Source organism: Pleomorphomonas carboxyditropha (genome assembly GCF_002770725.1).
GTDB classification, from domain to species: domain Bacteria; phylum Pseudomonadota; class Alphaproteobacteria; order Rhizobiales; family Pleomorphomonadaceae; genus Pleomorphomonas; species Pleomorphomonas carboxyditropha.
This window is the reverse complement of sequence record NZ_NQVN01000004.1, coordinates 247,619-271,448: the sequence shown is the minus strand read 5'-3', so window position 1 is coordinate 271,448 and position 23,830 is coordinate 247,619. Positions and strand designations below refer to the sequence as shown.

The following is a 23,830-nucleotide window of genomic DNA, read 5'->3' as shown; positions in this document are numbered from 1 at the left end:
GATGCCTTCGCATCTCCCGGAATCCTGCCTCGACGACTGGCGCACGACGACGGCCGACCTTCAGGGGCGCGGTCTTCTCCTGCCTGCCGTGCTGCCGGTTGTTGCCGAATATATTGGCGGCCTCGCCATCGCCCGCGAGTGTCGCGCCGCCATCTTCAAAGATGGCCCGATCGTCCGGACTGCCCAAGGCAACCCCAAGCCACACCCGGCCGCCAACATGCTGAAGAGCCAAGGCGAGCTCGTCGCCCGCCTCGCCGCTGAGTTGGGGCTTACCGCCCTTGGCCGGTCGCGCGCTGGCATCAGAGACCAGGAGAGGAAGGCCGATGCTGCTGCCGACCCCTTCGACGAATTCGGTCTCTGAGGTGCTTAGGCCTGGCTGGCTTTTCGACGACAGCCCCATTCCCGACCCCTGCGGTTTTGGCGAACGCGCCGTTCGGTTCGCCGGCCTGCTGAAGCACCCGAAATCGCGCCTTCCCCAACGCGCCCTTCGTCTCGATCCTTGGCACGAGCGCTTGATGCGCCGCATCTACGGCCCAACGGACGAGAACGGCAACCGTCAGGTGCGAACGGTCTATCTCCAGGTTGGCAAGGGAAGCAGGAAGACCAGTCTCGCCGCCGTGCTCGCTCTCATCCATACCTTCGGGCCGGAGCGGACGCCTCGAGGTCAGAACTACGTCGTGGCCGCCGACCGAGCGCAAGCGCGCGTAGCGTTCGAGGAAGCCGCATCGATCATAGAAGAGGTGCCGCAACTTGCCGGCGCCTCCCGCCCGATCGACAGCAAGAACCGCCTGACTCATCCGAAGTCCGGCAGCTACTTCGAGGCCATCGCCTCCGACGGTGACCGTGCCCATGCGCGCACGCCGTCCTTCGTCCTCGTCGATGAGCTATGGGCGCACAAGAAGCCGGATCTCTTCAGGGCAATGCGCCTTGGTGCGGCAAAGGTGCCGGGCTCGCTTCTCGTCGTCGCCACCACCGCCGGCCGGGGCAACGACCGCGCTGATTTCCCCGTCTACAGCTACGCGAAGAAGGTCCAGTTCGGCGAGATCGTGGATTCGTCGTTCCTGCCGGTGATCTTTGAGGCGCCGCGGGAATGTGACTGGACTGACGAGGCCGTTTGGCGCGCCGTCCTGCCCGGGCTCGAGTACGGCTATCCCGATCTGCCGAGCCTTCGCGTCCTCGCTCACGAAGCGATGGAGCGACCCGCCGAACGCGAGGAGTTCCGGCAATTTTACCTCGGCATCCGCGCTGAGGCGGCGAATAACCCGTTTGTGGACATGGTCGCCTATGACGAGTCTGCCGGCGACCCCGTCGACCTGGAGGAGCTGGCGGGATTGCCATGCTGGCTTGGTGTCGACCTGTCGTCGTCAATCGACCTCACGGTGATCGTCGCCGCCTGGAGCGATGGCACCGGCGGCCACATCGTCTATCCATGGTTCTTCTGCCCGAGGGACAACCTGGCGCAGCGGCAATCACTCTCCGGCGCGCCATACGGCCTATGGGCTGAGGAAGGGCTGATTGAAGCCACGCCCGGCAACGTCGTCGATACCCGCCGTGTGGAAGCCGTAATCCGGGACATCTGCGACCGCTTTGACGTCCGGGAGATCGCCTTTGATCCGGCCTTGGCGCGCGACGTCATGTCGAACCTGCGCGATGACGGCTTGCCGGCCGTCGAGATGCGTCAGGGCTCGCTTACGATGATGCCGGCGCTCGCCGAACTGGAGACGGCCGTCCTCGGACGTCGGTTCCGCCATGGCGGGCACCCGGTTTTGCGCACGTCATTCGCCAATGCCGAGGCGCAACGGAACACCCATGGCCATCTCGTTCGCCTGACCAAGCCCCGGCGCTGGCTCTCCATCGACGGCGCCGTTGCTTCGGCAATGGCCGTTGCGCGGTGCGCAGCCGGGCAGGGCGGAGGCAGCATCCTCGACGATCCCGACTTCGACATAAAGGACTGGATTGTTCCGTTGCCGAGGTGGTGAGTCCGCACGAAGGGCGTTGGTTGTCGCCAAAACGCTGACTCGACAACCATTCCGCGATTTGCTTGAGTTCCCCACGTGGCAACGGGGGAAATCATGAAAAAGCTGACTATTGCGGCGCTGTGCCTCGCACTCGCCGGATGCGTGAACGTGAACAAGGAACTCGTGGCAACCGGCGGCAGCCGGGCAGATGGAACGGTTGACCTGAGCTACGAGCAAGCCAGCATCGAGAACGTCAAGATCGACCCGGTTAAGGGTGTCGCTACGGCTCGCGAGCGCTGTCAGGCTTGGGGCTACAAGGATGCCGCCCCATTCGGTGGCGAGTCTCGAATGTGTCAGGTCTCAACCAACTACGGTTGCAATCAGTGGCTCGCCACGATCAAGTATCAGTGCCTCGGCAACGTGCCGGCTAGCCCTGCGAAATAGTTCTTTCTCACGCGCCGTCCGCGCCGTCCGCCGCCCCCTCACGGGGGCGGCTTTTATTGTTTCTGCCCTTGCTAGCGTGTTTTTTTCGCCGAAGTGGCGCGCAAGCTCTCTTTCTGCTCCTGGATGGTCGTGAGCAACGCAGCCAGTGCTGGTGAGTTCTTTCCCGTCTTGGACGTACCAGACCGAGGTAGCGCCTTCCCTTGCTCGGAGGTAGAGCCGGGGGCCTTCGGCTGGACGCGGCATTTATCCATCATGCTCCGGATATCCGCCAGCGTGGTAAAATCCTTGCCGGCGATCCTGCGCACGACAAGCCGGCCGGCGTCGCGTTCGCTCCGGAGACCTGAAACCGTCATGCCGCCCATAGGGAATGCGATCTCGACGGCATCCGCAAGCCTCAAAGGCGTGTCATCCGAGATTGCCGGCGGATTAGTCGCCATCGTACGCAATCCGGCGCTCGTCCTCGAGGTTTTTCACCCGTTCCTTGAGGTCTTCCACGTCGCCGGCCACGGCATTGAGCAAATCGTCTTCTTCTAGAGTACGCCACAGGCGGGCGACGATTTCGCCTGTCAGCGACCGATAGTTTGAATTCGCCTTGGCCTCGAGCGCGGCTTTGAGGTCGGCGGGAATTCGAACGTTCACTTGGAGGTCATCGCGTGCCATGTGCTCGATATATAGCACGATGCTATTGCGTGCAATGAAGCACCGTGATACATAGCACATAACATCACGGTGATGGGCCTTCCCAGATGACGCAACAACTCAGAAACACCGAACAACTTGCTCTCCGCCTGCCTGACGGCCTGCGTGATCGGATCAAGATCGCGGCAGCTACGAACCACCGCAGCATGAATGCCGAGCTCATCATGCAGCTTGAGCGGCTATATCCGGCCGATGAATCCGCCAAATCTCATACAGATTGAGGAGACCCTCCAATGCCCAAGGTAGTTGGTACGATTTCTATTGATACCGCATCAGAGAAAGATACGTTCTTTGCAATTGATGAGGTTGCGCGTCTACAGCGCGGCTTAGCTCTCGCTCGCCTTGCCTTCGAGAAGTTCGCCGAAGACCAACAGCATGATGGCGACTTCATTGCTTGTTCTATGCACCTTCTGGACCTTGAAATTCTGGCGGACAAGATTTCGTCTTCTCTGACTTCGTCCTGATCTCAACGGGACGAGACTGCCCGCTATGGGCGCTTTTGGAGGCCTTCACCGTACCCGGCGCGCTGTCGAATATCGCAACATTCGGCAGCGCGCCGGGCCTTTCTGAAAGGCTTGTCATGTCGCGGGCACGCTCTCTGATCACTCCGACCCTGCCAGTTGTCTTCGGCCTTTCCGAGGATGAGGCGGCAGCGTGCATCGGAATCAGTCCATCAAAATTTCGCCAACTCGTCATATCGGGCCGCATGCCGTCGCCCCGGCGCCTGGATGGCCGCAAACTGTACGACGTTGACGAACTGCGGGATGCATTCAAGAATCTGCCTCACGACACCGAGGCAGATGAGGTCGACACATGGGGCGACGTGGGATGACGCTCAAGCTGAAGCACATCGACCGCTTCAAAGATCGGCATGGAATCACGCGCTTCTACTTCCGCCCGCCCGGCGGTAAGCGCATTCCTCTGCCAGATGAGAGCGATCCTGGCTTCCTTGCAGCTTATGAGGCAGCACAGGCATCAACTGCGCCGGTGGAGAAGAAGGCTAAGGTGCGCGGTGCTGAAGGCACATTCGATCGCCTAGCCTATGACTATTATCGCTCCACCGACTTCCTTGGCCTGAAACCATCGACCCAAGCAAAGAACCGCGGGCTGATCGATCGCTTCTGCGAAGAGCACGGCAAGCGACTTGTTCGCCAGATGACACGCCAGAACGTCTCGACCATCATCGGGAAGAAGGCGAGCACGCCGGCCGGCGCGAACAACCTCCTCAAGATCCTGAACATGCTGCTTCGCTTCGGCATCGCCAATGGCTATCGGACCGACAATCCAGCGGCCGGCGTCAAGAAGTTTAAGCAGGGCACCTATCACACGTGGACCGAAGACGAGATTGAGCAATTCGAAGCCAAATGGCCGATCGGCACGCCTGAGCGTTTTGCCTTCGCTTTGCACCTGTACACCGGGCAGCGCCGTTCCGACGTCTGCAAGATGACATGGGCGGCCTATGACGCGGCGCGCAACACCATCGACGTGGCGCAAGATAAGACAGAAGCGAAGCTGACCATTTCCGTTCACAAGGATCTGAGAGCGGTTCTAGATGTCACGCCACGTCGGCATATGGTGATGTTGCCGACGATGAGCGGCAAAGCTCGCTCTGTCGCCGGCTATGGCAATTGGCTGGCAGATGCGATCGGTGCGGCTAAGCTGCCGGACCGTTGCGTCCTGCACGGTGTTCGCAAGGCCGCGGCGCGCCGTCTTGCTGAGGCCGGTTGCAGCGCCAATGAGATCATGTCGATCACCGGCCATAAGACGCTGTCGGAGGTCGAACGCTACACGAAAGAGGCTGGCCAGAAGGCCCTTTCCAAGGCTGCGATTGTCCGCCTCGAAGAACATTCCAAGGACAGATAATCCCAACCCTGTTCGCGGGTTGGGAATTTCGGAGGCTAAGAAGATGAAATATAAGGGACTTTTTGAATGGTGGCGACTCCAGCAGGGCTCGAACCTGCGACCTGCCGCTTAGAAGGCGGCTGCTCTATCCAGCTGAGCTATGGAGCCTTGGAAACGGCCGGAACGGACGTCAGTGCGTCCAGGTTTCGGCCCTGCCGAACTTGAAATTATCGGAATAGGAAAGCTTCTTGGGCGTCCGTTCCTTGGGCTCCATCACCTGGTAGGCGAGGCCCTCGCGCATGGCATAGGCGATCGCCTCCTCGCGCGTGTCGAAGGAAAGGCGCACCTGCTGCCGCATGTCGCCGGACGAGGTGTAGCCCATCAGCGGCTCGATGCTCTTGGGCTTTTCCGGCTCGAATTCCAACAGCCAGCGGTCCGTGCGGCCGCGTCCCGACTGCATGGCGGTCTTGGCAGGCTTGTAGATTCGCGCCGTCATGGTGGCCCTTCTCCTCTGTCGCCGTCCCGGCCCGCGCCCGCGGGTCCGCGATCGAGGGCCGCCGTTTGGTCGGGGCAGCAAGATTCGAACTTGCGACCCCCTGCTCCCAAAGCAGGTGCGCTACCAGACTGCGCTATGCCCCGCGACCAAAACGTGAAAGTTACCTAGCGTTTCGGGCGCGGCTACGCAATAGGCTGGATAGGGCCGCTGTCGCCGGGCGCCTCCGGAATGAGCGCCTCCGTCAGTCTGTCCTCCAGCGCATGGAAGGCGGGTTCGCGCAGGAGGGCCGGCGCGCGCGGCCGGCCGAACGGCACCGTCACCGCTTCGACGACGCGGCCGGGCCGCGGGCTCATGATCAGCACGCGGTCGGCGAGGAACAGCGCCTCGTCGACGGCGTGGGTGACCATGAGCGTGGTCGTCCTGGTGGCGCTCCAGATGCGTTGCAGTTCGAGATTCATCTGCCGCCGCGTCACGGCGTCGAGCGCGCCGAACGGCTCGTCGAGCAGCAGCACCTCCGGCTCGAGCACCAGCGCCCGGGCGATGGCGACGCGCTGGCGCATGCCGCCGGACAGCTCGTCCGGCCGCGCCCGCTCGAAGCCGGCAAGGCCGACGAGGTCGATGAGCTTCGCCACCCGGTCCATGTCCTTCGGAACGCCGGCCAGGCGGAAGGGCATGGCGATGTTGTCGCGCACATCGAGCCAGGGCAGCAGCGCGGCATCCTGGAAGGCAAAGCCCAGCTTGTGGGCGCGGCTGAGCGCCTCCGGATCGCCGCCGTGCACGGTGACCGAGCCGTCGCTCGGCTGGTCAAGCCCGGCGACCAGCCGCAGGATGGTGCTCTTGCCGCAGCCCGACGGGCCGATCAACGCCACGAATTCGCCGGCCGCTACGTCGAAGCCGACATCGGCGAGCGCCGTCACCGTGCCGCCGGATTCGGCGGCGAACAGCTTGCCGACGCCGGCAAGCCGAATGGCGGGGGCAGCGGTCATGGCAATACCTCGATTGTCTCAGGCCTCGGCGTGCAGCGGTTCGGTGGAGGCCGGGCCGATCGACAGGTCGGAGAACGTCACCTCGAGGCCGGCCCGCGACGGCGAGCAGGTCATCGGCCCGACGCGGTAGCGTGGCGCCGGCGCGAAGGCGGCAACCCGCAGCATCGACCAGACCGCGCCGTCGCGGGAAGCGTGAACCAGCACCGAGCCGTCCTTCACCGTCATGCGCAGGCGGAAATCGTCGAGTTGGCGGAACGGCTGGCAGACCGACCAGTCGGAGCGGCCGTTGGTCGCCACCACGGAGAGGAAGCGGTCGCCGTCCGTCAGCTCGACGCCGCATTTCAGCCAATGCCGGTCGTCGAGATACAGCATGAGGCCGGCCTGATCGAAGTTGGCCGTGTAGTCGGCGCGGACGCGCAGCAGGATGGTGAAGCCGTCGTCGACCGGCAGCAGATAGGCGTGGCCGTTGTCGTGAACGAAACCGTAGTAGGTCTCGCGCCAGAAATCGGTCTCGAGTTCGGTGGTCACCGTCAGCCGGTCGCCGTCGATGCTCCAGCGGGACGGCTCGTTCAGCCAGGCGCCGCCGTCAAATCCCGTTCTTGGCATGTCTTCCCCGCTCATTCGCCGCGCAAGTCGGGCGTCCCGCCGCCGTGGTCGGCAAGCGGCGCATCGAGATCCTGCTCGATGTCCCTGAGGAGCTGCATCAGCACGCCGAGGCGCTCCTGCCCGATCCGGTCGGTCATGGCGGCGTAGATCGTCTCGACCCAGACGCCGGCGGCGTCGATGGTCTTGCGTCCTTCCGGCGTCAGCGAGATCAGCCAGGCCCTGAGGTCGGCGGGGTCGGGACGCCGGCTGATCAGCCGCCGCCCCTCGAGGTCGCGCAGGATGCGCGACAGCGACGGCGGCAGCAGGAAGGTCGCCATGGCAAGGCCGGTGGCGTCGATCTCGGGCACCGAATCGAGCGCCCGCAGCACGCGCCACTGCTGCTCGGTGAGATCGACGGACCTCAGCGCCGGCCGGAACTGCCGCATCACCGCTTCCCGAGTCCTCAGAAGGGCGATCGGCAGCGACCGGGAAATATCCCTGAGGCGGCCCCGATGGCGGGCGCCGCCTTGCCGCCCGGCCAAGCCGCCGGACAAGGCTTCGTGGTCCCTGTCGCTCATATGAAAATCCTCGCTGACTCGCTGCGAGCCTACCCGCTTTTGCTTTCACAGGAAACGCCGGCCCGCAAACAGCGTTCATGGCGAAGGTGAATACCGTGCAAACGGGACTGTTCTCGCTTTTATTACCTCACTATTCCAGTTTAACCGAGTTAGGATTGATCTTGCGCAAATCGTCTTTGGCCGAGATCGGGCAGTGTCGCTTGCAGAAAAGCTCCGGCGGACGGGCCGGTGAAAGGCTGCAACCATGACGAAGACTGAACGGATCACCTGGCTCGACGAAACCCGCATCGAGACGGAGATCGCCGCCACTGCCGCCGGCGCCGACAAGCTGCGTGTGCGCGAGATCCTCGACAAGGCGGCGACGCTGGGCGGCCTGTCGGAGGACGACGTCGCCGTTCTCTGCGCCGTCACCGATCCCGATCTCGCGGCCGAGCTGTTCCACACCGCCGAGACGGTGAAGACGGAGATCTATGGCCCGCGCATCGTGCTGTTCGCGCCGCTCTACTTCTCCAACATCTGTCTCAACGAGTGCGTTTACTGCGCCTTCCGCCGGTCCAACAAGGAACTCGACCGCAAGATCCTGACCATGGAGGAGATCGAGGCGGAGACGGCGGCGCTGATCGACCAGGGCCACAAGCGCCTGTTGCTGATCGGCGGCGAGGCCTTCCCGAAGACCGGCTTCCAGTATCTGATCGACGCCATCGAGCACATTTATTCGGTGAAGCGCGGCCGCGGCGAGATCCGCCGCATCAACGTCAACGTCGCGCCACTGGAGACCGACGAGTTCCGCCGCCTGAAGGCCACCGGCATCGGCACCTACCAGCTGTTCCAGGAGACCTATAACCGCAAGGTCTACGAACAGATGCATCCGTCGGGCGCCAAGGCCGACTTCGACTGGCGCGTGTCGGTGATGGACCGGGCCATGGCGGCCGGCATCGACGACGTCGGCATCGGACCGCTGTTCGGCCTGCACGACTGGCGTTTCGAGGTGCTGGCCACCATGCAGCACATCGCCCATCTGGAGGATGCCTTCGGCGTCGGCCCGCACACCATCTCGGTGCCGCGCATGGAGCCGGCGTTCGGCTCCGACGTGTCGATGGCGCCGCCCTACGCCGTCTCCGACTTCGACTTCCGGAAGATCATCGCCATCCTGCGTATCGCCGTGCCCTACACCGGCATCATCCTGTCGACGCGCGAGAACCCGGAGATGCGCCGCGAGGCCTTCCGGCTCGGCGTGTCGCAGATCTCCGGCGGCAGCCGCACCAACCCCGGCGGCTATGCGACGCCGGTCGAGGAGCAGGCGGCCCAGTTCACCCGCGGCGATCACCGGCCGCTCGACGAAGTGGTGCGCGACATCGCCGCCAGCGGCTGCGTGCCGTCCTTCTGTACCGCCTGCTACCGCATGGGCCGCACCGGCGCCGACTTCATGGACCTTGCCAAGCCCGGCCTGATCCGCGAAATGTGCGGACCGAACGCCCTGTCGTCCTTCATGGAATACATGCTCGACTACGGCTCCGAGGAAACCTGCGCCGCCGGCGAACAGGCGGTGGCCGCCGAGGTCGCCACCATGGAACCGAAGATCGCCCGCTATTCCCAGACGATGATGCGCAAGGTGCGCGAGGGCAAGCGCGACGTCTACCGCTGAGGCGGACGTTGCCCGGAGGCGAATGATGGCGGCGCGGCGCGAGGCCGATCTCATCGGCGAGCGTGAGGTTCCCGAGGATGTCCTCTGGGGCATCCACACGGCGCGCGCCCGCGACAACTTCCCGCTCAGCGGCCGGCCGGCCCATCCCGAGCTGGTCAAGGCCTACGCGGCGGTGAAGATCGCGGCGGCGAAGACCAACCATCGCCTCGGCCTCATCGCCGACGACGTGGCGGAGGCGATCATCCGCGCCGCCCGCGACATCGAGGACGGCACGCTCGTCTCCGAGATCGTCGTCGACGCCTTGCAGGGCGGCGCCGGCACCTCGCTCAACATGAACGTCAACGAGGTGATCGCCAACCGCGCCGAGGAGCTGCTCGGCGGCCGGCGCGGTCGGCACGCCCGCGTCCATCCCAACGACCACGTCAACCTCAACCAGTCGACCAACGACACCTTCCCGACGGCGCTGAAGATCGCCGCCATCCGCCTGCTGCACCGCCTCGAGAAGGCCATCGCCGACTTGCAGGTCGCCTTCCAGGACAAGGAGCGGACCTGGTCGGGGGTGGTCAAGATCGCCCGCACCGAGCTGCAGGACGCCTGTCCGATCGCCTATGGCGCCGTGTTCTCGGCCTGGGCCGAGGCGCTGTCGCGCGATCGCTGGCGCATCTTCAAGTGCGAGGAACGGCTACGCGTCGTCAACCTCGGCGGCACCGCCGTCGGCACCGCCATCGCCGCGCCGCGCGACTATGTGTTCATGGTCACCGAGGTGCTGCGTGAGGTGACCGGCCTCGGCCTCGCCCGGGCGGAAAACCTGGTCGACGCCACCCAGAACGCCGACGCCTTCGTCGAGGTGTCGGGCATCCTGAAGGCCAACGCCGTCAACTTGTTCAAGATTTCCTCCGACCTCCGCCTGTTGTCGTCCGGGCCGCAGGCCGGCCTCGGCGAAATCCTGCTGCCGGCCGTCCAGGCGGGCTCGTCGATCATGCCCGGCAAGGTCAACCCGGTGATCCCCGAGGCGGTCGGCCAGGCGGCGATGCGGGTGATGGGCAACGACCAGGTGGTGACGCTGGCCGCCCAGAACGGCCAGTTGGAGCTCAACGCCTTCCTGCCGCTTCTCGCCGACGCCCTGCTCGACAGCCTCGGCCTGCTGGAAGCCGCTTCGACCATCTTCCGCAGCCGCTGCGTCGAGGGTCTTTCGGTCGACGAGGCGGCCTGCCGCCGGCAGGTAGGCGAAAGCCGCGCCGTCGTTACGGCGCTGCTGCCGCGCCTCGGCTACGAGACGGCCACCGAGGTGGCGCTGGCGGCGCAGGGCGGCGGCCGATCGGTGATCGAGATCGTCCTCGAGCGCAAGCTGATCGAACCGGCCGACCTCGAACGCCTGCTCTCCGCCAACGCCATGACGGCGCTGGGCACGAAATAGACAAAGCATCGGCCCGAAAAGTGGGAACCGGTTTTCGGACAGGCCGATGCCATTGGAGAAAACATCATGCTTGCCACGCCCAAGGGTCTTCGCCTGCACATCGGCGTCTACGGCCGGCGCAACGTCGGCAAGTCGTCGCTGGTCAACCTCCTCATCGGTCAGGAGGTGTCGATCGTCTCCGACGTCGCCGGCACCACCACCGACCCGGTCGAGAAGGCGATGGAGCTGCTGCCGATCGGCCCGGTGCTGTTCGTCGACACCGCCGGCATCGACGACGTCGGCGATCTCGGCGGCATGCGCGTCGACAAGACTCTCAAGGCGCTCGACCACACCGACCTCGGCATCATCGTCACCGACGGGCCGATCGGCGACGACGAGGTCAGGCTGATGGACGCGCTCGCCGACCGCGAGACGCCCTATTGCGTCGTCTTCACCAAGGCCGACCTCGGCGCTCCGCCGGCCGAGGCGCTGGCGCTGGTCAAGGCGCGCGATGTGCCCTTCGCCTCGATCTCCACAACGCTGAAGGCCGACGCCGCCTGCGTGCGCGAGGTGATCCTGGAGGCGGCGCCGGAAAGCTCCTTCGAGGTGCCGCACCTCCTCGCCGACCTGGTGCCGGCCGGCGGCCACGTGGTGCTCGTCGTTCCGATCGACCTCTCGGCGCCCAAGGGCCGGCTGATCCTGCCGCAGGTGATGGCCATCCGCGACATCCTCGACGCCGATGCGAGCTGCACGGTGGTCAAGGAGCGCGAGCTGGCGGCGACGCTGAAGTCGTTCCAGAGGAAACCCGACCTGGTGGTCTGCGACAGCCAGATCGTGCTGAAGGCGGCGGCCGACACGCCGGACGACGTGCCGCTCACCACCTTCTCGATCCTGATGGCCCGCTTCAAGGGCGATCTCATCCGCCTCGCCGAGGGCGCGGCGCGGATCGACCGGCTGAAGCCCGGCGACAAGGTGCTGATCGCCGAGGCCTGCACCCATCATTCGATGGCCGACGACATCGGCCGGGTGAAGATCCCCCGCTGGTTCCGCCAGTATGCCGGCGGCGACATCGAATTCGAGACCATGGCCGGCCGGGCCTTTCCCGAGGACCTCAGCCCTTACGCCCTCGTGGTCCAGTGCGGCGCCTGTACCGTCAATCGCAAGCAGGCGTTGCTTCGCATCCGCCAGGCGGAGCGGCAGGGCGTACCGATCACCAACTACGGCGTTGCCATCAGCCGCGTGCAGGGCGTCCTGCACCGCTCGCTCGGCCCGTTCCCCTCGGCGCGCATCGCTTTCGAGCGCGCCAACGCCGCCCAATGAAAAGCGGGGCCGAAGCCCCGCCTTTCAACCGTTCGTCTGTCGTCAGTTGACGACCTGCAGCACCGTGCGGTTCTGCGGGTCGACGATGACGCGCTCGTTGTTGACGACGGTGTAGTAGTAATTGTCGTAGCCGGGCACCGGATAGAGCACCACCGTGGGCGGCAGCGCCTGTCCGACGACGACCGGCTGCTGATAGACCACCGACGGCGTCGTCTGCTGGATGACGACGGTGCGAACCTCCGGCGGCGGCGGATCGAGGATGGTGCCGACGGCTGCGCCCGCTACGCCCCCCACCACGGCACCGACCGGGCCACCCACGACAGCGCCGGTGGCGGCGCCGCCGGCCGCGCCGGAGAGAGTGCCTTCCTGGGCAAAGGCGGCCGGCGTGATGGCGAGACCGCCGAGGAGAAGCGAAGCTGCGAGGATCTTTTTCATCTCGGACTCCTGTCTGTTGATGCCCCCGACAACGGCCGACCGACGGTAAAAGTTCCAACTGCAAAAGATTGACAGTCGCCCGCTGGCAGGGCGCTTTGTCTTCTTGCGACTGTTTTTGCAGGGGAATGAACGGCTTTCGGCGTAGGCGAGGGAAGGGGAAAGCCATGCGTCGCCGCGAATGGATTTACAGCCGTATATTGCCGCCATGGACACGCATGGCGCTGGCTCAAGCCGGGCGGATAGGATTCAGGATATCGAGTCCCTCGAAATCTCGCGCATTATCGGTGACGATCACGGCGTCCATCGCTTCGGCGCAGGCGGCGACGATCATGTCGAGCGCGCTGCGCGGCCGGCCGGCACGCTTGCCGTCGGCCATCAGCCGCGCCCAGATCGCGGCGGCGGCCGCGTCGAAGGCGACGACCCGGCCGGCGAACAGCGCCGCGGGGCCTTCCGGCCCGGCAAACCAGGCTTCGAGCTTAATCTTCTTGCGGCCGTCCGGCAGTTGGCGGATGCCGCGTTCGATCTCGGCCAGCGTTAGGGCCGAGATGAACAATTCGCCGTCGGCGCGCCCGGCCATCCAGTCTACCAGCGACGGGGACGGCACCGGCCGGACGAGATTGCTGATGACGTTGGTGTCGAGCAGGTAGCGGCTCACAGCTCGACCTCGCGCCCGGCAAGACGCGGTCGGGCGAGGTCGATATCGGCCGAGACGAGTGGCGACCGCCTGAGCGCGGCGAGGATGCCGCCGGTCGGTCCGTCGCCGCCGCCGAGCGCCTGGGCGACGCTGTCGCGCAAGGTCCTCGCCTCGGAGGTCTCCTCGGCCAGCGTGCGGGCCAGCCGGCGGATGAGGTCGCGGTCGTCCTCGCGCGCCACGATCTCGAAGCGCACCAGCCCCTTGTCGGCAAGGCGGCTGCGATAGGTCTTGATGGCTCGGCTCTGGGCGGAACTGGTCATGGAGGCATCCCGGCGGTATCTAGCCGGAAATATAACCGGGCATATGCCATTTTTCAACGGAAGCGACGATCACCTCACCTTGATCGAATGCCCCGGTCCCTGGCCGATCACCCGGCCGATCGACCAGATGCGGGCGGCGGCGCAGCCCGAGCACTGGTGGTCGTCCTCGTCGACGCAGGGCTTGTCCGGATAGAGCATGTAGTTCTTGCGGAAGCGGCCGGGCGTGGCGTTGGGCATGAACACGTTGGCGCCGCGCTGCAGCACGAGGTCGCGGCCGGCATGCGGGAAGATGGCGTCGAAGGCCGTCGTCGCCGGAATGTGCGCTCTCGGATTGACGATGCGCAGCGCCGACACGGCGGCGAAGAACATGTCGCTGTCGCCGGCGTAGGCGTTCGGCTGGCCGACGAGCGGCGTATCGGGATGGGCGATGAACGGCCCGATGCCGATCATGTCCAAGTCGAGATCGCGGCAGAGCAGGATGTTGTCGGCGAGAATGTCCAGCGTCTCGCCCGGCACGCCGATCATGAAGCCGGAGCCCACCTGCACGCCGAGGCTGCGCAGGTCCTGGAGGCAGCGGATGCGTTCTTCAAGGTCGCAGTCCGGATGCAGGAAGGCGAAGAGCTCGGGATCCGACGTCTCGAAGCGCAGGAGATAGCGGTCCATGCCGGCCGCCCGCCAGCGGGCGTAGGTGTCGCGCGGCCGGTTGCCGGCGCTCATCGTCACCGCCAGCCGCGTCTCCGTCTTGATCCGCCGGATGATGCGCTCGATGCGCTCGTCTTCCTTGTCGGCCGCCACCTCGCCCGATTGCAGCACGATGGTGGTCTGCTGCCAGCCCTCCATGCGGCGGGCCACCTCGAGGATTTCCTCCTCGTCGATGCGGTAGCGGCGCACGTCGTGGTTGGATTTGCGGATGCCGCAATAGAGGCAGTCGTTGGCGCAGATGTTGGAGAACTCGACGATGCCGCGCAGGAACACGTCGTCGCCCATGTTGTCCTTGCGCACCGCGTCGGCGCGGGCGAACAGCGTCTCGCGCGGCAGGTCGAACAACGCCCTGACGGCGGCGCGGTCGAAAACGTCTCCGGTCGGGACTTGTTCCAGAAGGGCTGCGGCTCTGCTCATCGGCTGTCCGAAAACTTATATTTATTGAGTAAGATATAGCCTGAATGACGTCTCGGCGACAGGCGGCGGTCATCCCTCCGAATACGTAGGCGAAACGTTTTGAGTGGCTCTCGGCCGGATTCGATTCTAGCTTCTTGCGACGTGCGGTCCGGCGCGGGAGGAACTTGCCGGGCCTCATGGTTCATCGGTGACCTGCGAACGCAACAGGGAGGCGGCCGTGATTGTCACCATGGTCAAGGAAGTGGGGCGGACGCTTGTGTGTCCGTCCGCTGGTTTCTGCCTGCGGATCGCTGTTGCCGCGGCATTTCTGACGGTGTTGTTCGGCCTTCAGGCCATCGCCGTCGGCGTCTGATCCGCGCAACGGCCCTTCATGGAAACCGCCGGCCGGGCAGCGATGCCCGGCCGGTCCGTTTTTCCCTCCTCGCGACGCGCCCGTCAGGCGGCGTTGGCCATCGCCTTGAGGTCGGTATCCACCTCGCCGACCGGCTTCAGGCCGAAGGTGTCGACCAGCACCTTCAGGACGGCCGGCGTCAGGAAGGCGGGCAGGCGCGGCCCGATGCGGATGTTCTTGACGTTGAGGTGCAGGAGGGCGAGCAGCACGCAGACCGCCTTCTGCTCGAACCACGACAGCACGATGGACAGCGGCAGGTCGTTGACCGTGCAGCCGAAGGCATCGGCCAGCGCCAGCGCCACCTTGACGGCCGAGAAGCTGTCGTTGCACTGGCCCATGTCCAGCAGGCGCGGCAGACCGGCGACCGTGCCGTAGTCGTGGCCGAGCAGGCGGTACTTGCCGCAGCCGAGCGTCAGGATCACCCAGTCGTTCGGAATGGTCGTGCCGAGGTCGGTGTAGTAGGAACGCTCGCCCTCGGTGCCGTCGCAGCCGCCGATGACGGCGAAGTGCTTGATCTCGCCCGCCTTGACGGCGCCGATGATCTTGTCGGCGGCGCCCAGCACGGCGTCATGGCCGAAGCCGACCAGATGCTCGCCGGTCTTGACGCTGTCGGTGAAGCCGGGAGCGGCCAGCGCCGCCTCGATGACCGGCGTGAAGTCGCGGCCGTCGATGTGGGCGATGCCCGGCCAGGCGACGAGGTTGCGGGTGAACAGACGGCCCTCATACTCCTCGAACGGCTGCATCAGGCAGTTGGTGGTCATCAGGATGGCGCCGGGGAATTTCGGGAATTCCCGCTGCTGCAGCATCCAGGCGCCGCCGAAGTGGCCGGCCAGGTGCTTGAACTTCTTGAGCTCGGGATAGCCGTGGGCCGGCAGCATCTCGCCGTGGGTATAGATATTGATGCCCTTGCCCTCGGTCTGTTCGAGCAGCGCCTTGAGGTCGACCATGTCGTGGCCGGAGACCAGGATCGCCTTGCCGGGCACGTGGCCCATCAGCACCGGCGTCGGCGTCGGCTTGCCGAAGGTGTCGCCATGGGCGGCGTCGAGCAGCGCCAGCACGTTGACGGTGACCTCGCCGCACTTGAGGTTGAGGGCGAGCAGTTCGTCGACGGTGGCGACGCCGGCGTCGAGCTTGGCCAGCGCCTCGACCATGAAGGCGTCGACCACCGGGTCGGCGCGGTTCATCTGGCGGGCGTGATGGGCGTAGGCGGCCATGCCCTTGAGGCCGTAGAGCAACAGTTCCTGCAACCCGGTGATGTCGTCGCCGAGGCTCGCCTTGCGGGAGGCGATCATCGAATCGCGCGACCAGGCCAGCAGGGTGTCCTCCGGCGCTTCGACCGCCACGCCGGCGGCGGTGGCGCCGGCCGCGGCGACCACGTCGCGGATCTTTTCGAGGATGGAGGCGGTGTCGAAGTTGACGTTGGTGACGGTGACGAACAGCGCGTCCTCCAGCATCGGCGCGAGGCTCGCCGGCCGCTCGGCGGCCGCTACGCCGGCGTAACGCGTTGCCAGGCGCTTGGCCGCGTGGACGAGCACGTCCTGCAGGTCGGAAGCCTCCGGCGACTTGCCGCAGACGCCGCGCGTCACGCAGCCGGTTCCGCGGGCGGTCTGTTCACATTGATAGCAAAACATTGTCCGTCTCCATCCTCGGGGGCTTCTAGCCCTTCTTGCCGGCAAGCCGGCGGAATGGAGGGAACCCTAGGCGGGACGGGCGCCGGCGACGTTGCGCGGCGACAAATTGACCGGCGATTTCACGGCGACTTCACGTATCCCGCCCGCGTCATCTCCCTGAGCGTCAGGTCGTTCGCCGAGGCGAGCGCCTGCCCGACGCTCATCTGGCCGACGACGGCGGCGGCGAAGATCTGGCCGACGGCGTTGCCGATGCGCGGAAATTCCGGGATCGCCACGAACTGGCTGCCCGTGTAGGGCGCCGGCTTGACGGTCGGCTGGTCGGGATTGGCGGTATGGATGGCGGTCAGCGTGTAGCCGGAAAACGGCGCCGCCGAGCGGTAGGACGGATTGCTGTAGAGCGAGGCGCGCGTGCCCGGCGGCGCGTAGGCCCAGCCCTCGTGGGCGGCGACCAGCTCGGCATAGGCCCGGTCGGTCGCCCAGGCGATGAAGCGCTGCGCCGGCCCGGCCTTGGTCGTGCCGGCGGGAACGGCGAGATTCCAGGTCCACAGCCAGTTGCCGTGGTTGCCGAGGCTGCCGTAGCTCGGAAACGGCGCGTAGCCGACCCGGCCGACCACATCCGACGTCCTGGGGTTGTTCAGCGTCGAGGCGGCGACGGTGGAGTCGATCCACATGGCGCACTTGCCGGTGCGGAACAGGTCGAGGTTCTCGGCATAGCCGTAGAAGGCGGCGCCCGGCGGCCCCGCCGTCTGCAGCAGGTCGACGTAGAAGTCGAGCGTCCGCCGCCACTCCGGCGTCTCGAACTCCGGACGCCAGTCGAAGTCGAACCAGCGGGCGCCGAACGAGTTGGCGGCGGCGGTGATGAGCGCCATGTTTTCGCCCCAGCCGGCCTTGCCGCGCAGGCACATGCCATAGCGTCCGGCGGCCTTGTCGGTGAGTTTCAGCGCCGCTTCGCGCACGAAGGTCCAGGTCGGCGAGGGCGGCATCTCCAGTCCGGCGGCGCGCAACAGGTCGGTGCGGTACATCAGCATGGCGCTTTCGCCGTAGAAGGGCGAGGCGTAGAGCTTGCCGTCGTAGGAGATGGCCTTCCGGATGGCCGGCAGAAGATCGTTCGCGTCGTATCTGTCGCCGAGCGCGTCGAGCGGCCTGAGCCAGCCCCGCCGCGCCCAGATCGGCACTTCGTAGTTGCCGATGGTGATGACGTCGAACTGGCCGCCGTGCGTCTCGATGTCGGTGGCGATCTTCTGGCGCAGGACGCTTTCTTCCAGAATCACCCAGTTGAGATGGATGCCCGGATTGTTCGCCACGAAGTCGTCGGTGAGCTCCTGCATCCGGACCATGTCGGCGTTGTCGGCGGCGGCGATCGTCAGCATGTCGGCGGCTGCCGCGGCGCCGGTCGCGCCGATCAGCGTCGCCGCCGCCAGAAAGGCGCTGAAGCGCATCGTCGTCTCCTCCACCAATTCGAATCCGCTCCTCCGCGATCGGGGATGTTAGTGCGGCAACGGATCCGAAGGTATTAGCGAAGGGTCGCGCAAGCGAGGGATTGTTCAAAAAATTGCCGTTCAGGGGGCAGGAAGGGCGGCCGCGCCCATGTCCTCCTTGAGGTCGACGCCGGTGAGGCCGAGCCGCAGCGCCTCGCGGATCAGCCAGGCGATCTTGTCGGCCGCCGTCTCGTGCGGCAGCCCGTCGGCGTGGATGTTGGAGATGCAATTGCGCTCGCTGTCGCGCCGGCCGACCTCGGGACCGAAGGTCAGGTAGGCGCCGAGGCTGTCGGGAACCGACAGGCCCGGCCGCTCGCCGATCAGCACCACCACCATGCGGGCGCCCAGCGCCTCGCCGGCCTCGTCGCCGAAGGCGACGCGCGCCTGTTCGCCGAGCACGATGGGCGCGACCTTGAGGTCGCCGAGCCGGCGCAGGCAGGCGGTGAGCACAATCTCGGCATGCGCCTCGACGGCGGCGGCCGACAGGCCGTCGGCGACGACGAAGGCGACGTCCCAATCGCCCTTTTCGACGCCGGCGAGCGCCGCCGGATCGACGCGACGGCCGAGATCGGGACGGGCGAGGTAGGTCGAGCGGTCGGCGGCGCGCGATTTCAGGTGGATTACCGGCCGCTGTCCGCCGATCCGGGCGGCCATGGCGGCGAAGTCGACGTGGCCGTGCACGGCGTCGCGGGCGCGGGCATGGGCGAGCTGGAAGTCGAGCACGGCGCGGATCGGCAGCGAGTCGCCGGCCCGCCCCAGACCGATGCGGGCGCGGGTGACGGCGCGGAAGCGGGCGAACGGGTCGAGGTCGATCGGATTGCTCATGCCGACGCCCTGTAGTCGATGAGGCGCCGCGCGACGGAGCTGGCCTGCGGCGCCAGCCGCCCGTCGCCGTCGATGAGGTCCATGCGGTGGAGCCAGGCCTCGAACTCCGGCGCCGGCGGCCGGCCGAAGGAATGCCGGAGGCTGACGATGTCGTGGTAGCTCAATGACTGGTAGTTCAGCATGACGTCGTCGGCGCCGGGCACGGCGATCAGGAAGTTGACGCCGGCCGAGGCGAGCAGGAACATCAGGTTGTCCATGTCGTCCTGGTCGGCCTCGGCGTGGTTGGTGTAGCAGACGTCGACGCCCATCGGCACGCCCATCAGCTTGCCGCAGAAGTGATCTTCGAGGCCGGCGCGGATGATCTGCTTGGCGTCGTAGAGATATTCCGGCCCGATGAAGCCGACGACGGTGTTGACGATCAGCGGCTTCAGGTGGCGGGCGACGGCATAGGCGCGCGCCTCGATGGTCTGCTCGTCGACGCCGTGGTGGGCGTCGGCCGAAAGCGCCGAGCCCTGGCCGGTCTCCAGATACATGACGTTGTCGCCGACCGTGCCGCGCCTCAGGCCGAGCGCCGCCTCGCGGCCTTCCCTGAGCACCTTAAGGTCGACGCCGAAGCCGCGGTTGGCGGCCTCGGTGCCGGCGATCGACTGGAACACCAGATCGAGCGGCGCGCCGGCCTCCACCGCCTTGATCGACGTGGTCACATGCGTCAGCACGCAGGACTGCATGGGAATGTCGAAGCGCTGGCGTAGCCGGTCGAACAGCTCCATCAGCCGCATGCAGGCGTCGAGGTTGTCGCCGGCCGGATTGATGCCGATCACCGCGTCGCCGACGCCGTAGGTGAGGCCGTCGAGCGTCGAGCCGGCGACGCCCTCGGGATCGTCGGTCGGGTGGTTGGGTTGCAGGCGGCTGGAAAGGCGGCCCTTGAGGCCGATGGTGGTCCGGAAGCCGGTGACGACGCTGGTCTTGGCGGCGGCGACGATCAGGTCGTGGTTGCGCATGATCTTGGAGACGGCGGCGACCATCTCCGGCGTCAGGCCGGGAGCGAGCGCCGAAAGCGCGGCGGTGGTGCACTCGTAGGAGAGCAGCCAGTCGCGCAACTGGCCGACCGTCATGTGGGCGACCGGCGAAAAGGCGGCGTCGTCGTGGCCATCGAGGATCAGCCGGGTGACCTCGTCGACCTCGTAGGGGATCAGCGGCTCTTCAAGAAAGGTCCTGAGCGGAATGTCGGCCAGGAGATAGCGGGCGGCGACGCGCCGCTCGTTGCTGTCGGCGGCGATGCCGGCCAGCCGGTCGCCGGATTTTTCCGGCGAGGCGGCGGCCATGACGGCCTTGAGGTCGTCGAAGACGTGGCGCTGGCGGTCGAGCAGGATGGCGTAGCTGGGCATGATCGTCAGTCTACCATCGCTTAAGGATTGGCCAAGGCGTTTTGTTGGGCAGGCGCCGCCTCGGACGCAGTCATCTACGCGGCGCTACGCATGCGCCGCCGGTCTGTTGATGAACAATCGGTAAGGTCTGTTTTTGAACACGATTTTGCCAAGAATCCGATATCCCTGCTTGCCCGCCTGTGGTAGCTGCGGCCGGCATCGGTTCGGCGCCACGCGCACCCCGGATGGACGATTTCGAACGCTGGAGGAAAAGGCATGCAACTCGTTCAGGCCAGCGGCCTGGTGAAGACGTTTTCGCGACTGCGCGCCGTCGACGGCGTCAGCCTCGAGGTGAGCCGCGGCGAGGTCGTGGGCTTCCTCGGCCCCAACGGCGCCGGCAAGTCGACGACCATGAAGATGCTGACCGGCTTTCTGGAGCCGGACGCCGGCACCGCCTCGATCGCCGGCCACGACGTGTTCGCCGACCCGATCGCCGCCCGCCGCCGCCTCGGCTATCTTCCCGAGGGCGCGCCGGCCTATGGCGACATGACGGTGGCCGACTTCCTCGCCTTCGTCGGCCGCATGCGCGGCCTCGCGAATAGCGCGCTCGGTGAGCGCCTCGCCGAAATGGTGGAGCGGGTCAATCTCGCCGCGGTGTGGAACCGGCCGATCGACGCGCTCTCCAAGGGCTTCAAGCGCCGCGTCGGCATCGCCCAGGCGCTGATCCACGACCCGGAAGTGCTGATCCTCGACGAGCCGACCGATGGCCTCGACCCCAACCAGAAGCACGACATGCGCGAGCTGATCTCCGCCATCGCGCCGGGCAAGGCGATCGTCATCTCGACGCATATCCTCGAGGAGGTCGAGGCGATCTGCAGCCGCGTCGTCATCATCGACGAGGGCAGGGTGGTGGCCGACGCGACCCCGTCCGCCCTGCTCGATGCTGCCGCCGTCGATGGCCGGCGTCCGACGCTCGAAGCCGTGTTCCGCTCCATCACCGGCAGCAAGGCCGCCTGACGCCGCTTCCCTTCCGGAGACGATCCGAGATGAAAACCTCCTTCCGCACCATCGCGCTGGTGTTCGGCCGCGAGTTCCGCGCCTATTTCGCGACGCCGCTGGCTGCCGTGTTTCTCCTGGTGTTCCTGGCCCTTTCGGCCGGCCTCGCCTTTTTCGCCGGCGGCTTCTTCGAGCGCGGACAGGCCGACCTCGGCCCGTTCTTCGCCTGGCATCCCTGGCTGTTCCTGATCCTGATGCCGGCCATCGGCATGCGACTCTGGGCCGACGAGCGCCGCTCCGGCGTCATCGAACTCCTGATGACGCTGCCGGTGCGCGCCCATGAGGTGGTGATCGGCAAGTTCCTGGCCGGCTGGGCCTTCACGGCGGTGGCGCTGGTGCTCACCATGAGCTTCTGGCTGGTGACGCTCTACCTCGGCTCGCCGGACAACGGCATCGTCGCGGCGAGCTACATCGGCTCCTTCCTGATGGCCGGCGCCTTCCTGGCGATTTCCGCCTGCGTTTCGGCGATGACCAAGAACCAGGTGATCGCCTTCATCCTCGCCGCCATCGTGTCGTTCCTGCTGGTGATGTCCGGCACCAACCTGGTGCTGGCGGCGCTGCGCGGCTGGGCGCCGGCCTTCGTGGTCGACCTGGTGCAGTCGCTGTCCTTCATCACCAACTTCGACCGGCTGACGCGCGGCGTCCTCGAGGCGCCGGCCGTCATCCTTTTCGTGTCGACCATCGTGCTCGCGCTCTGGATCAACGTCCAGGTCGTCGACGCCAAGAAAGCCGCCTGAGGTTCCGCGATGTCGAAGTTCAACCGGATCCCGAAATCCCGTCTCGTCGCCGTCGGCGCCGTCCTGGCGGTCATCCTCTACCTCGCCGTCAATTCGCTGTCGGCGACGCTGTTCCGTTCGAGCCGCATCGATCTCACCGACGGCGGCCTCTATTCGCTCTCGCACGGCACGGTGGCGATGCTCGACAAGCTCGACGAGCCGATCCACATGCGCCTGTTCATGTCCGCCGGCCTGCACGAGGCGGCGCCGGCGCTGTCCGCCTACGCGTCGCGCGTCCGTGCCATGCTCGACACCTACGAGAGCCTGTCGCACGGCAAGATCACCCTGGAGGTGATCGACCCGCAGCCCTATTCGGAGGAAGAGGACCGCGCCGTCGGCCTCGGCATCAACCGCATCAGCCTCGACGGCACCTCCGACCCGATCTACTTCGGTCTCGCCGCCACCAACTCGACCAACGGCTCGGCCAACATTCCGGTGTTCACGCCCGACCGCGAGGCCTTCCTGGAATACGACCTGACGCGCCTCGTCGCCGAGCTGGGCCAGCCGAAGAAGCCGGTGGTGGCGCTTCTCGACGGCCTCGGCATGGCCGGCAACCCGATGACCGGCCAGGAGCCGGCCCAGATCCTCGCGATGCTGAAGGAGACCTACAGCGTCGAGACGGTCGGCGGCGACATCGACAAGCTGCCCGACAACACCCGCGTCGTGCTGGTGGTGCAGCCGCAGAAGCTCAGCGACCGCACCCTCTACACGCTCGACCAGTGGGTGCTGTCGGGCGGCGCCACGCTGGTGTTCGCCGACCCCTTCGCCGAGACGCAGGCCGGGCCGCAACCCGGCGTGCCGGCCGAGAACAACGCCACCGACTTCCAGAAGATGTTCGATGCCTGGGGCGTCGGCTTCGATGCCAAGAAGGCGATCGGCGATCCCGACTGGGCGATCCGCACCGTCCGCAACATCGGCGGCCGCCAGGCCGAGGTCGCCAACTATCCCTGGTTCGCCATCCACGACGACGGCTTCGACCGGGGCGACGCGGTCACCTCCAAGCTCAACGCCGTGGTCATGACCACCGCCGGCGCCTTCACCGCCACCGGCAAGGACGCGACGCTGAAGCCGCTGATGTACGCCTCCGCCGACGCCGGCCTTCTGCCGGCCGGCGAGGCGGCCGATCCCTACGGCGACCCGCGCGCCCTTCTCTCCAAGATCGAAAAGGCCGGCGGTCGCCCGGTGGTCGCCGCCCGCCTCGAAGGCAAGCTGCACACCGCCTTCCCGGACGGCAAGCCGAAGGATTCGGCGGCCGACGGCACGCCGGTCAAGGAAAGCGCCTCGGCGCCCAACGTCATCCTGGTCGGCGACGCCGACATGCTGTCCGACCGCAACTGGCTGCAGAAGCAGAACGTGCTCGGCCGCGAGGTGGCGCAGGCCTTCGCCAACAACGGCGACTTCCTGCTCAACGCCGTCGAGCAGATGGCCGGCGGCGTGGCGCTGGCCGATCTGCGCAGCCGGACCGTCTCCTGGCGGCCGTTCACCCGCATCGACGCCCTGGAGCGCGCCGCCGAGGAACGCTTCCTCGCCAAGCAGCAGGAGCTGACGCAGCGCATCGCCGACACCGAGAAGAAGCTGAAGGACGCTTCCTCCACCGGCGAGGCCAAGGAGGGCGAACTGGTCTCCACCGAGCAGGCCAAGGCGATCGAGACCTTCAAGTCCGATCTCCTGTCGGCCCGCGCCGAGCTGCGCGAGGTGCAGTACAACCTCCGCGCCGACGTCGCGCGGCTCAAGAACTGGATCATGATCCTGATCATCGGCGTCGTGCCGGCGGCGGTGGCGCTTATCGCCCTCGTCTTCGCCCTGCGCCGGCCCCGGCGGCCGGTGCCGGTCCGCAAAGCCTGATCCC

Annotated in this window: 28 protein-coding genes and 2 tRNA genes; 14 read left to right on the top strand and 16 right to left on the bottom strand. The window is 66.4% G+C overall.

Features of this window, described 5'->3' with window-relative positions; all coding sequences use genetic code 11:
• The first annotated feature begins 1 nt into the window (after nt 1).
• From CJ014_RS10160 to yecR, 3 genes are all read left to right on the top strand, one after another.
• On the top strand, nt 2–361 hold the full coding sequence (locus tag CJ014_RS10160; RefSeq protein ID WP_165790811.1) for a phage terminase small subunit P27 family: 360 nt from the start codon (nt 2–4) through the stop codon (nt 359–361).
• Complete coding sequence (locus CJ014_RS10155; RefSeq protein WP_100080354.1) at nt 324–1,979, top strand: terminase large subunit; 1,656 nt, start codon at nt 324–326, stop codon at nt 1,977–1,979. The genes CJ014_RS10160 and CJ014_RS10155 overlap by 38 nt, the downstream gene beginning before the upstream one ends.
• 93 nt (nt 1,980–2,072) lie before the next feature.
• Nucleotides 2,073–2,402: a YecR family lipoprotein gene (yecR, locus tag CJ014_RS10150; RefSeq protein WP_100080353.1), complete on the top strand. Its 330-nt coding sequence runs from the start codon at nt 2,073–2,075 to the stop codon at nt 2,400–2,402.
• A 71-nt stretch (nt 2,403–2,473) separates the two neighbouring features.
• On the opposite strand, the gene CJ014_RS10145 is transcribed toward yecR, so the two are convergent.
• On the bottom strand, nt 2,474–2,839 hold the full coding sequence (locus CJ014_RS10145) for an excisionase (RefSeq protein WP_100080352.1): 366 nt from the start codon (nt 2,837–2,839) through the stop codon (nt 2,474–2,476).
• Nucleotides 2,829–3,062, bottom strand: a complete 234-nt coding sequence (locus tag CJ014_RS10140; protein WP_100080383.1) for an Arc family DNA-binding protein — start codon at nt 3,060–3,062, stop codon at nt 2,829–2,831. The genes CJ014_RS10145 and CJ014_RS10140 overlap by 11 nt, the downstream gene beginning before the upstream one ends.
• 86 nt (nt 3,063–3,148) lie before the next feature.
• Here CJ014_RS10140 and CJ014_RS10135 point away from each other — a divergent pair, with 86 nt between their 5' ends.
• From CJ014_RS10135 to CJ014_RS10120, 4 genes are read left to right on the top strand one after another with little or no spacing between them, the layout of a single operon-like run.
• On the top strand, nt 3,149–3,322 hold the full coding sequence (locus CJ014_RS10135) for an Arc family DNA-binding protein (protein WP_100080351.1): 174 nt from the start codon (nt 3,149–3,151) through the stop codon (nt 3,320–3,322).
• Nucleotides 3,323–3,334: 12 nt separating this feature from the next.
• Nucleotides 3,335–3,565, top strand: a complete 231-nt coding sequence (locus CJ014_RS10130; RefSeq protein ID WP_100080350.1) for a hypothetical protein — start codon at nt 3,335–3,337, stop codon at nt 3,563–3,565.
• A gap of 35 nt (nt 3,566–3,600) precedes the next feature.
• Nucleotides 3,601–3,933, top strand: coding sequence for a helix-turn-helix transcriptional regulator (locus CJ014_RS10125; RefSeq protein WP_100080349.1), 333 nt, complete (start codon nt 3,601–3,603; stop codon nt 3,931–3,933).
• Complete coding sequence (locus tag CJ014_RS10120; RefSeq protein ID WP_165790810.1) at nt 3,930–4,964, top strand: tyrosine-type recombinase/integrase; 1,035 nt, start codon at nt 3,930–3,932, stop codon at nt 4,962–4,964. Before CJ014_RS10125 ends, CJ014_RS10120 begins: the two co-directional genes overlap by 4 nt.
• Before the next feature lie 70 nt (nt 4,965–5,034).
• On the opposite strand, the gene CJ014_RS10115 is transcribed toward CJ014_RS10120, so the two are convergent.
• From CJ014_RS10115 to hpaR, 6 genes are all read right to left on the bottom strand, one after another.
• Nucleotides 5,035–5,111: transfer RNA gene (locus CJ014_RS10115), tRNA-Arg, on the bottom strand.
• Nucleotides 5,112–5,133: 22 nt separating this feature from the next.
• A complete protein-coding gene (locus CJ014_RS10110) occupies nt 5,134–5,439 on the bottom strand; it encodes an ETC complex I subunit (RefSeq protein WP_100080347.1) in 306 nt (101 codons plus the stop codon).
• A 66-nt stretch (nt 5,440–5,505) separates the two neighbouring features.
• A tRNA-Pro gene (locus tag CJ014_RS10105) sits at nt 5,506–5,582 on the bottom strand.
• Nucleotides 5,583–5,621: 39 nt separating this feature from the next.
• Nucleotides 5,622–6,425 (bottom strand): ABC transporter ATP-binding protein, encoded by an 804-nt coding sequence (locus CJ014_RS10100; protein WP_100080346.1) that lies wholly within the window; start codon nt 6,423–6,425, stop codon nt 5,622–5,624.
• 18 nt (nt 6,426–6,443) lie between these two features.
• Nucleotides 6,444–7,031: a DUF1349 domain-containing protein gene (locus CJ014_RS10095; RefSeq protein WP_100080345.1), complete on the bottom strand. Its 588-nt coding sequence runs from the start codon at nt 7,029–7,031 to the stop codon at nt 6,444–6,446.
• 11 nt (nt 7,032–7,042) lie between these two features.
• Nucleotides 7,043–7,588, bottom strand: a complete 546-nt coding sequence (gene hpaR / locus CJ014_RS10090) for a homoprotocatechuate degradation operon regulator HpaR (RefSeq protein WP_100080344.1) — start codon at nt 7,586–7,588, stop codon at nt 7,043–7,045.
• 244 nt (nt 7,589–7,832) lie between these two features.
• On the opposite strand from hpaR, the gene hydG reads away from it, so the two are divergent.
• The 3 genes from hydG (at nt 7,833) to hydF (ending at nt 11,949) form a co-directional block, all read left to right on the top strand.
• A complete protein-coding gene (gene hydG, locus CJ014_RS10085) occupies nt 7,833–9,233 on the top strand; it encodes a [FeFe] hydrogenase H-cluster radical SAM maturase HydG (RefSeq protein WP_100080343.1) in 1,401 nt (466 codons plus the stop codon).
• Nucleotides 9,234–9,255: 22 nt separating this feature from the next.
• A complete protein-coding gene (locus tag CJ014_RS10080; protein ID WP_100080342.1) occupies nt 9,256–10,650 on the top strand; it encodes an aspartate ammonia-lyase in 1,395 nt (464 codons plus the stop codon).
• A gap of 66 nt (nt 10,651–10,716) precedes the next feature.
• Nucleotides 10,717–11,949, top strand: a complete 1,233-nt coding sequence (hydF, locus tag CJ014_RS10075; RefSeq protein ID WP_100080341.1) for a [FeFe] hydrogenase H-cluster maturation GTPase HydF — start codon at nt 10,717–10,719, stop codon at nt 11,947–11,949.
• 42 nt (nt 11,950–11,991) lie between these two features.
• Here hydF and CJ014_RS10070 read toward each other — a convergent pair whose 3' ends face one another.
• The 4 genes from CJ014_RS10070 to hydE form a co-directional block, all read right to left on the bottom strand.
• Nucleotides 11,992–12,384, bottom strand: a complete 393-nt coding sequence (locus CJ014_RS10070) for a DUF1236 domain-containing protein (RefSeq protein ID WP_100080340.1) — start codon at nt 12,382–12,384, stop codon at nt 11,992–11,994.
• Nucleotides 12,385–12,610: 226 nt separating this feature from the next.
• On the bottom strand, nt 12,611–13,039 hold the full coding sequence (locus CJ014_RS10065) for a PIN domain-containing protein (RefSeq protein ID WP_100080339.1): 429 nt from the start codon (nt 13,037–13,039) through the stop codon (nt 12,611–12,613).
• Nucleotides 13,036–13,338: a hypothetical protein gene (locus tag CJ014_RS10060; RefSeq protein ID WP_100080338.1), complete on the bottom strand. Its 303-nt coding sequence runs from the start codon at nt 13,336–13,338 to the stop codon at nt 13,036–13,038. The genes CJ014_RS10065 and CJ014_RS10060 overlap by 4 nt, the downstream gene beginning before the upstream one ends.
• 69 nt (nt 13,339–13,407) lie before the next feature.
• Nucleotides 13,408–14,457, bottom strand: a complete 1,050-nt coding sequence (gene hydE / locus CJ014_RS10055) for a [FeFe] hydrogenase H-cluster radical SAM maturase HydE (protein WP_100080337.1) — start codon at nt 14,455–14,457, stop codon at nt 13,408–13,410.
• A 217-nt stretch (nt 14,458–14,674) separates the two neighbouring features.
• Between hydE and CJ014_RS28290 the strand changes: the two genes are divergently transcribed.
• Nucleotides 14,675–14,809, top strand: a complete 135-nt coding sequence (locus CJ014_RS28290) for a hypothetical protein (RefSeq protein ID WP_280952335.1) — start codon at nt 14,675–14,677, stop codon at nt 14,807–14,809.
• 83 nt (nt 14,810–14,892) lie between these two features.
• Here CJ014_RS28290 and hcp read toward each other — a convergent pair whose 3' ends face one another.
• The 4 genes from hcp to CJ014_RS10035 form a co-directional block, all read right to left on the bottom strand.
• Nucleotides 14,893–16,479: a hydroxylamine reductase gene (gene hcp / locus CJ014_RS10050; RefSeq protein ID WP_100080336.1), complete on the bottom strand. Its 1,587-nt coding sequence runs from the start codon at nt 16,477–16,479 to the stop codon at nt 14,893–14,895.
• A 119-nt stretch (nt 16,480–16,598) separates the two neighbouring features.
• Entirely contained in the window at nt 16,599–17,918 is a 1,320-nt protein-coding gene (locus CJ014_RS10045; protein WP_100080335.1) for an ABC transporter substrate-binding protein, read from the bottom strand.
• 120 nt (nt 17,919–18,038) lie between these two features.
• A complete protein-coding gene (gene eutC, locus CJ014_RS10040; protein ID WP_100080334.1) occupies nt 18,039–18,782 on the bottom strand; it encodes an ethanolamine ammonia-lyase subunit EutC in 744 nt (247 codons plus the stop codon).
• Complete coding sequence (locus CJ014_RS10035) at nt 18,779–20,170, bottom strand: ethanolamine ammonia-lyase subunit EutB (RefSeq protein ID WP_100080333.1); 1,392 nt, start codon at nt 20,168–20,170, stop codon at nt 18,779–18,781. The genes eutC and CJ014_RS10035 overlap by 4 nt, the downstream gene beginning before the upstream one ends.
• Nucleotides 20,171–20,425: 255 nt before the next feature.
• On the opposite strand from CJ014_RS10035, the gene CJ014_RS10030 reads away from it, so the two are divergent.
• From CJ014_RS10030 to CJ014_RS10020, 3 genes are read left to right on the top strand one after another with little or no spacing between them, the layout of a single operon-like run.
• A complete protein-coding gene (locus CJ014_RS10030) occupies nt 20,426–21,166 on the top strand; it encodes an ABC transporter ATP-binding protein (RefSeq protein WP_100080332.1) in 741 nt (246 codons plus the stop codon).
• A 29-nt stretch (nt 21,167–21,195) separates the two neighbouring features.
• On the top strand, nt 21,196–21,942 hold the full coding sequence (locus tag CJ014_RS10025; protein WP_100080331.1) for an ABC transporter permease subunit: 747 nt from the start codon (nt 21,196–21,198) through the stop codon (nt 21,940–21,942).
• 9 nt (nt 21,943–21,951) lie between these two features.
• Nucleotides 21,952–23,826 carry a Gldg family protein gene (locus CJ014_RS10020; RefSeq protein WP_100080330.1) on the top strand — a complete coding sequence of 625 codons (1,875 nt, stop codon included), beginning with the start codon at nt 21,952–21,954 and terminating at the stop codon, nt 23,824–23,826.
• The last annotated feature ends 4 nt before the right edge of the window (nt 23,827–23,830 follow it).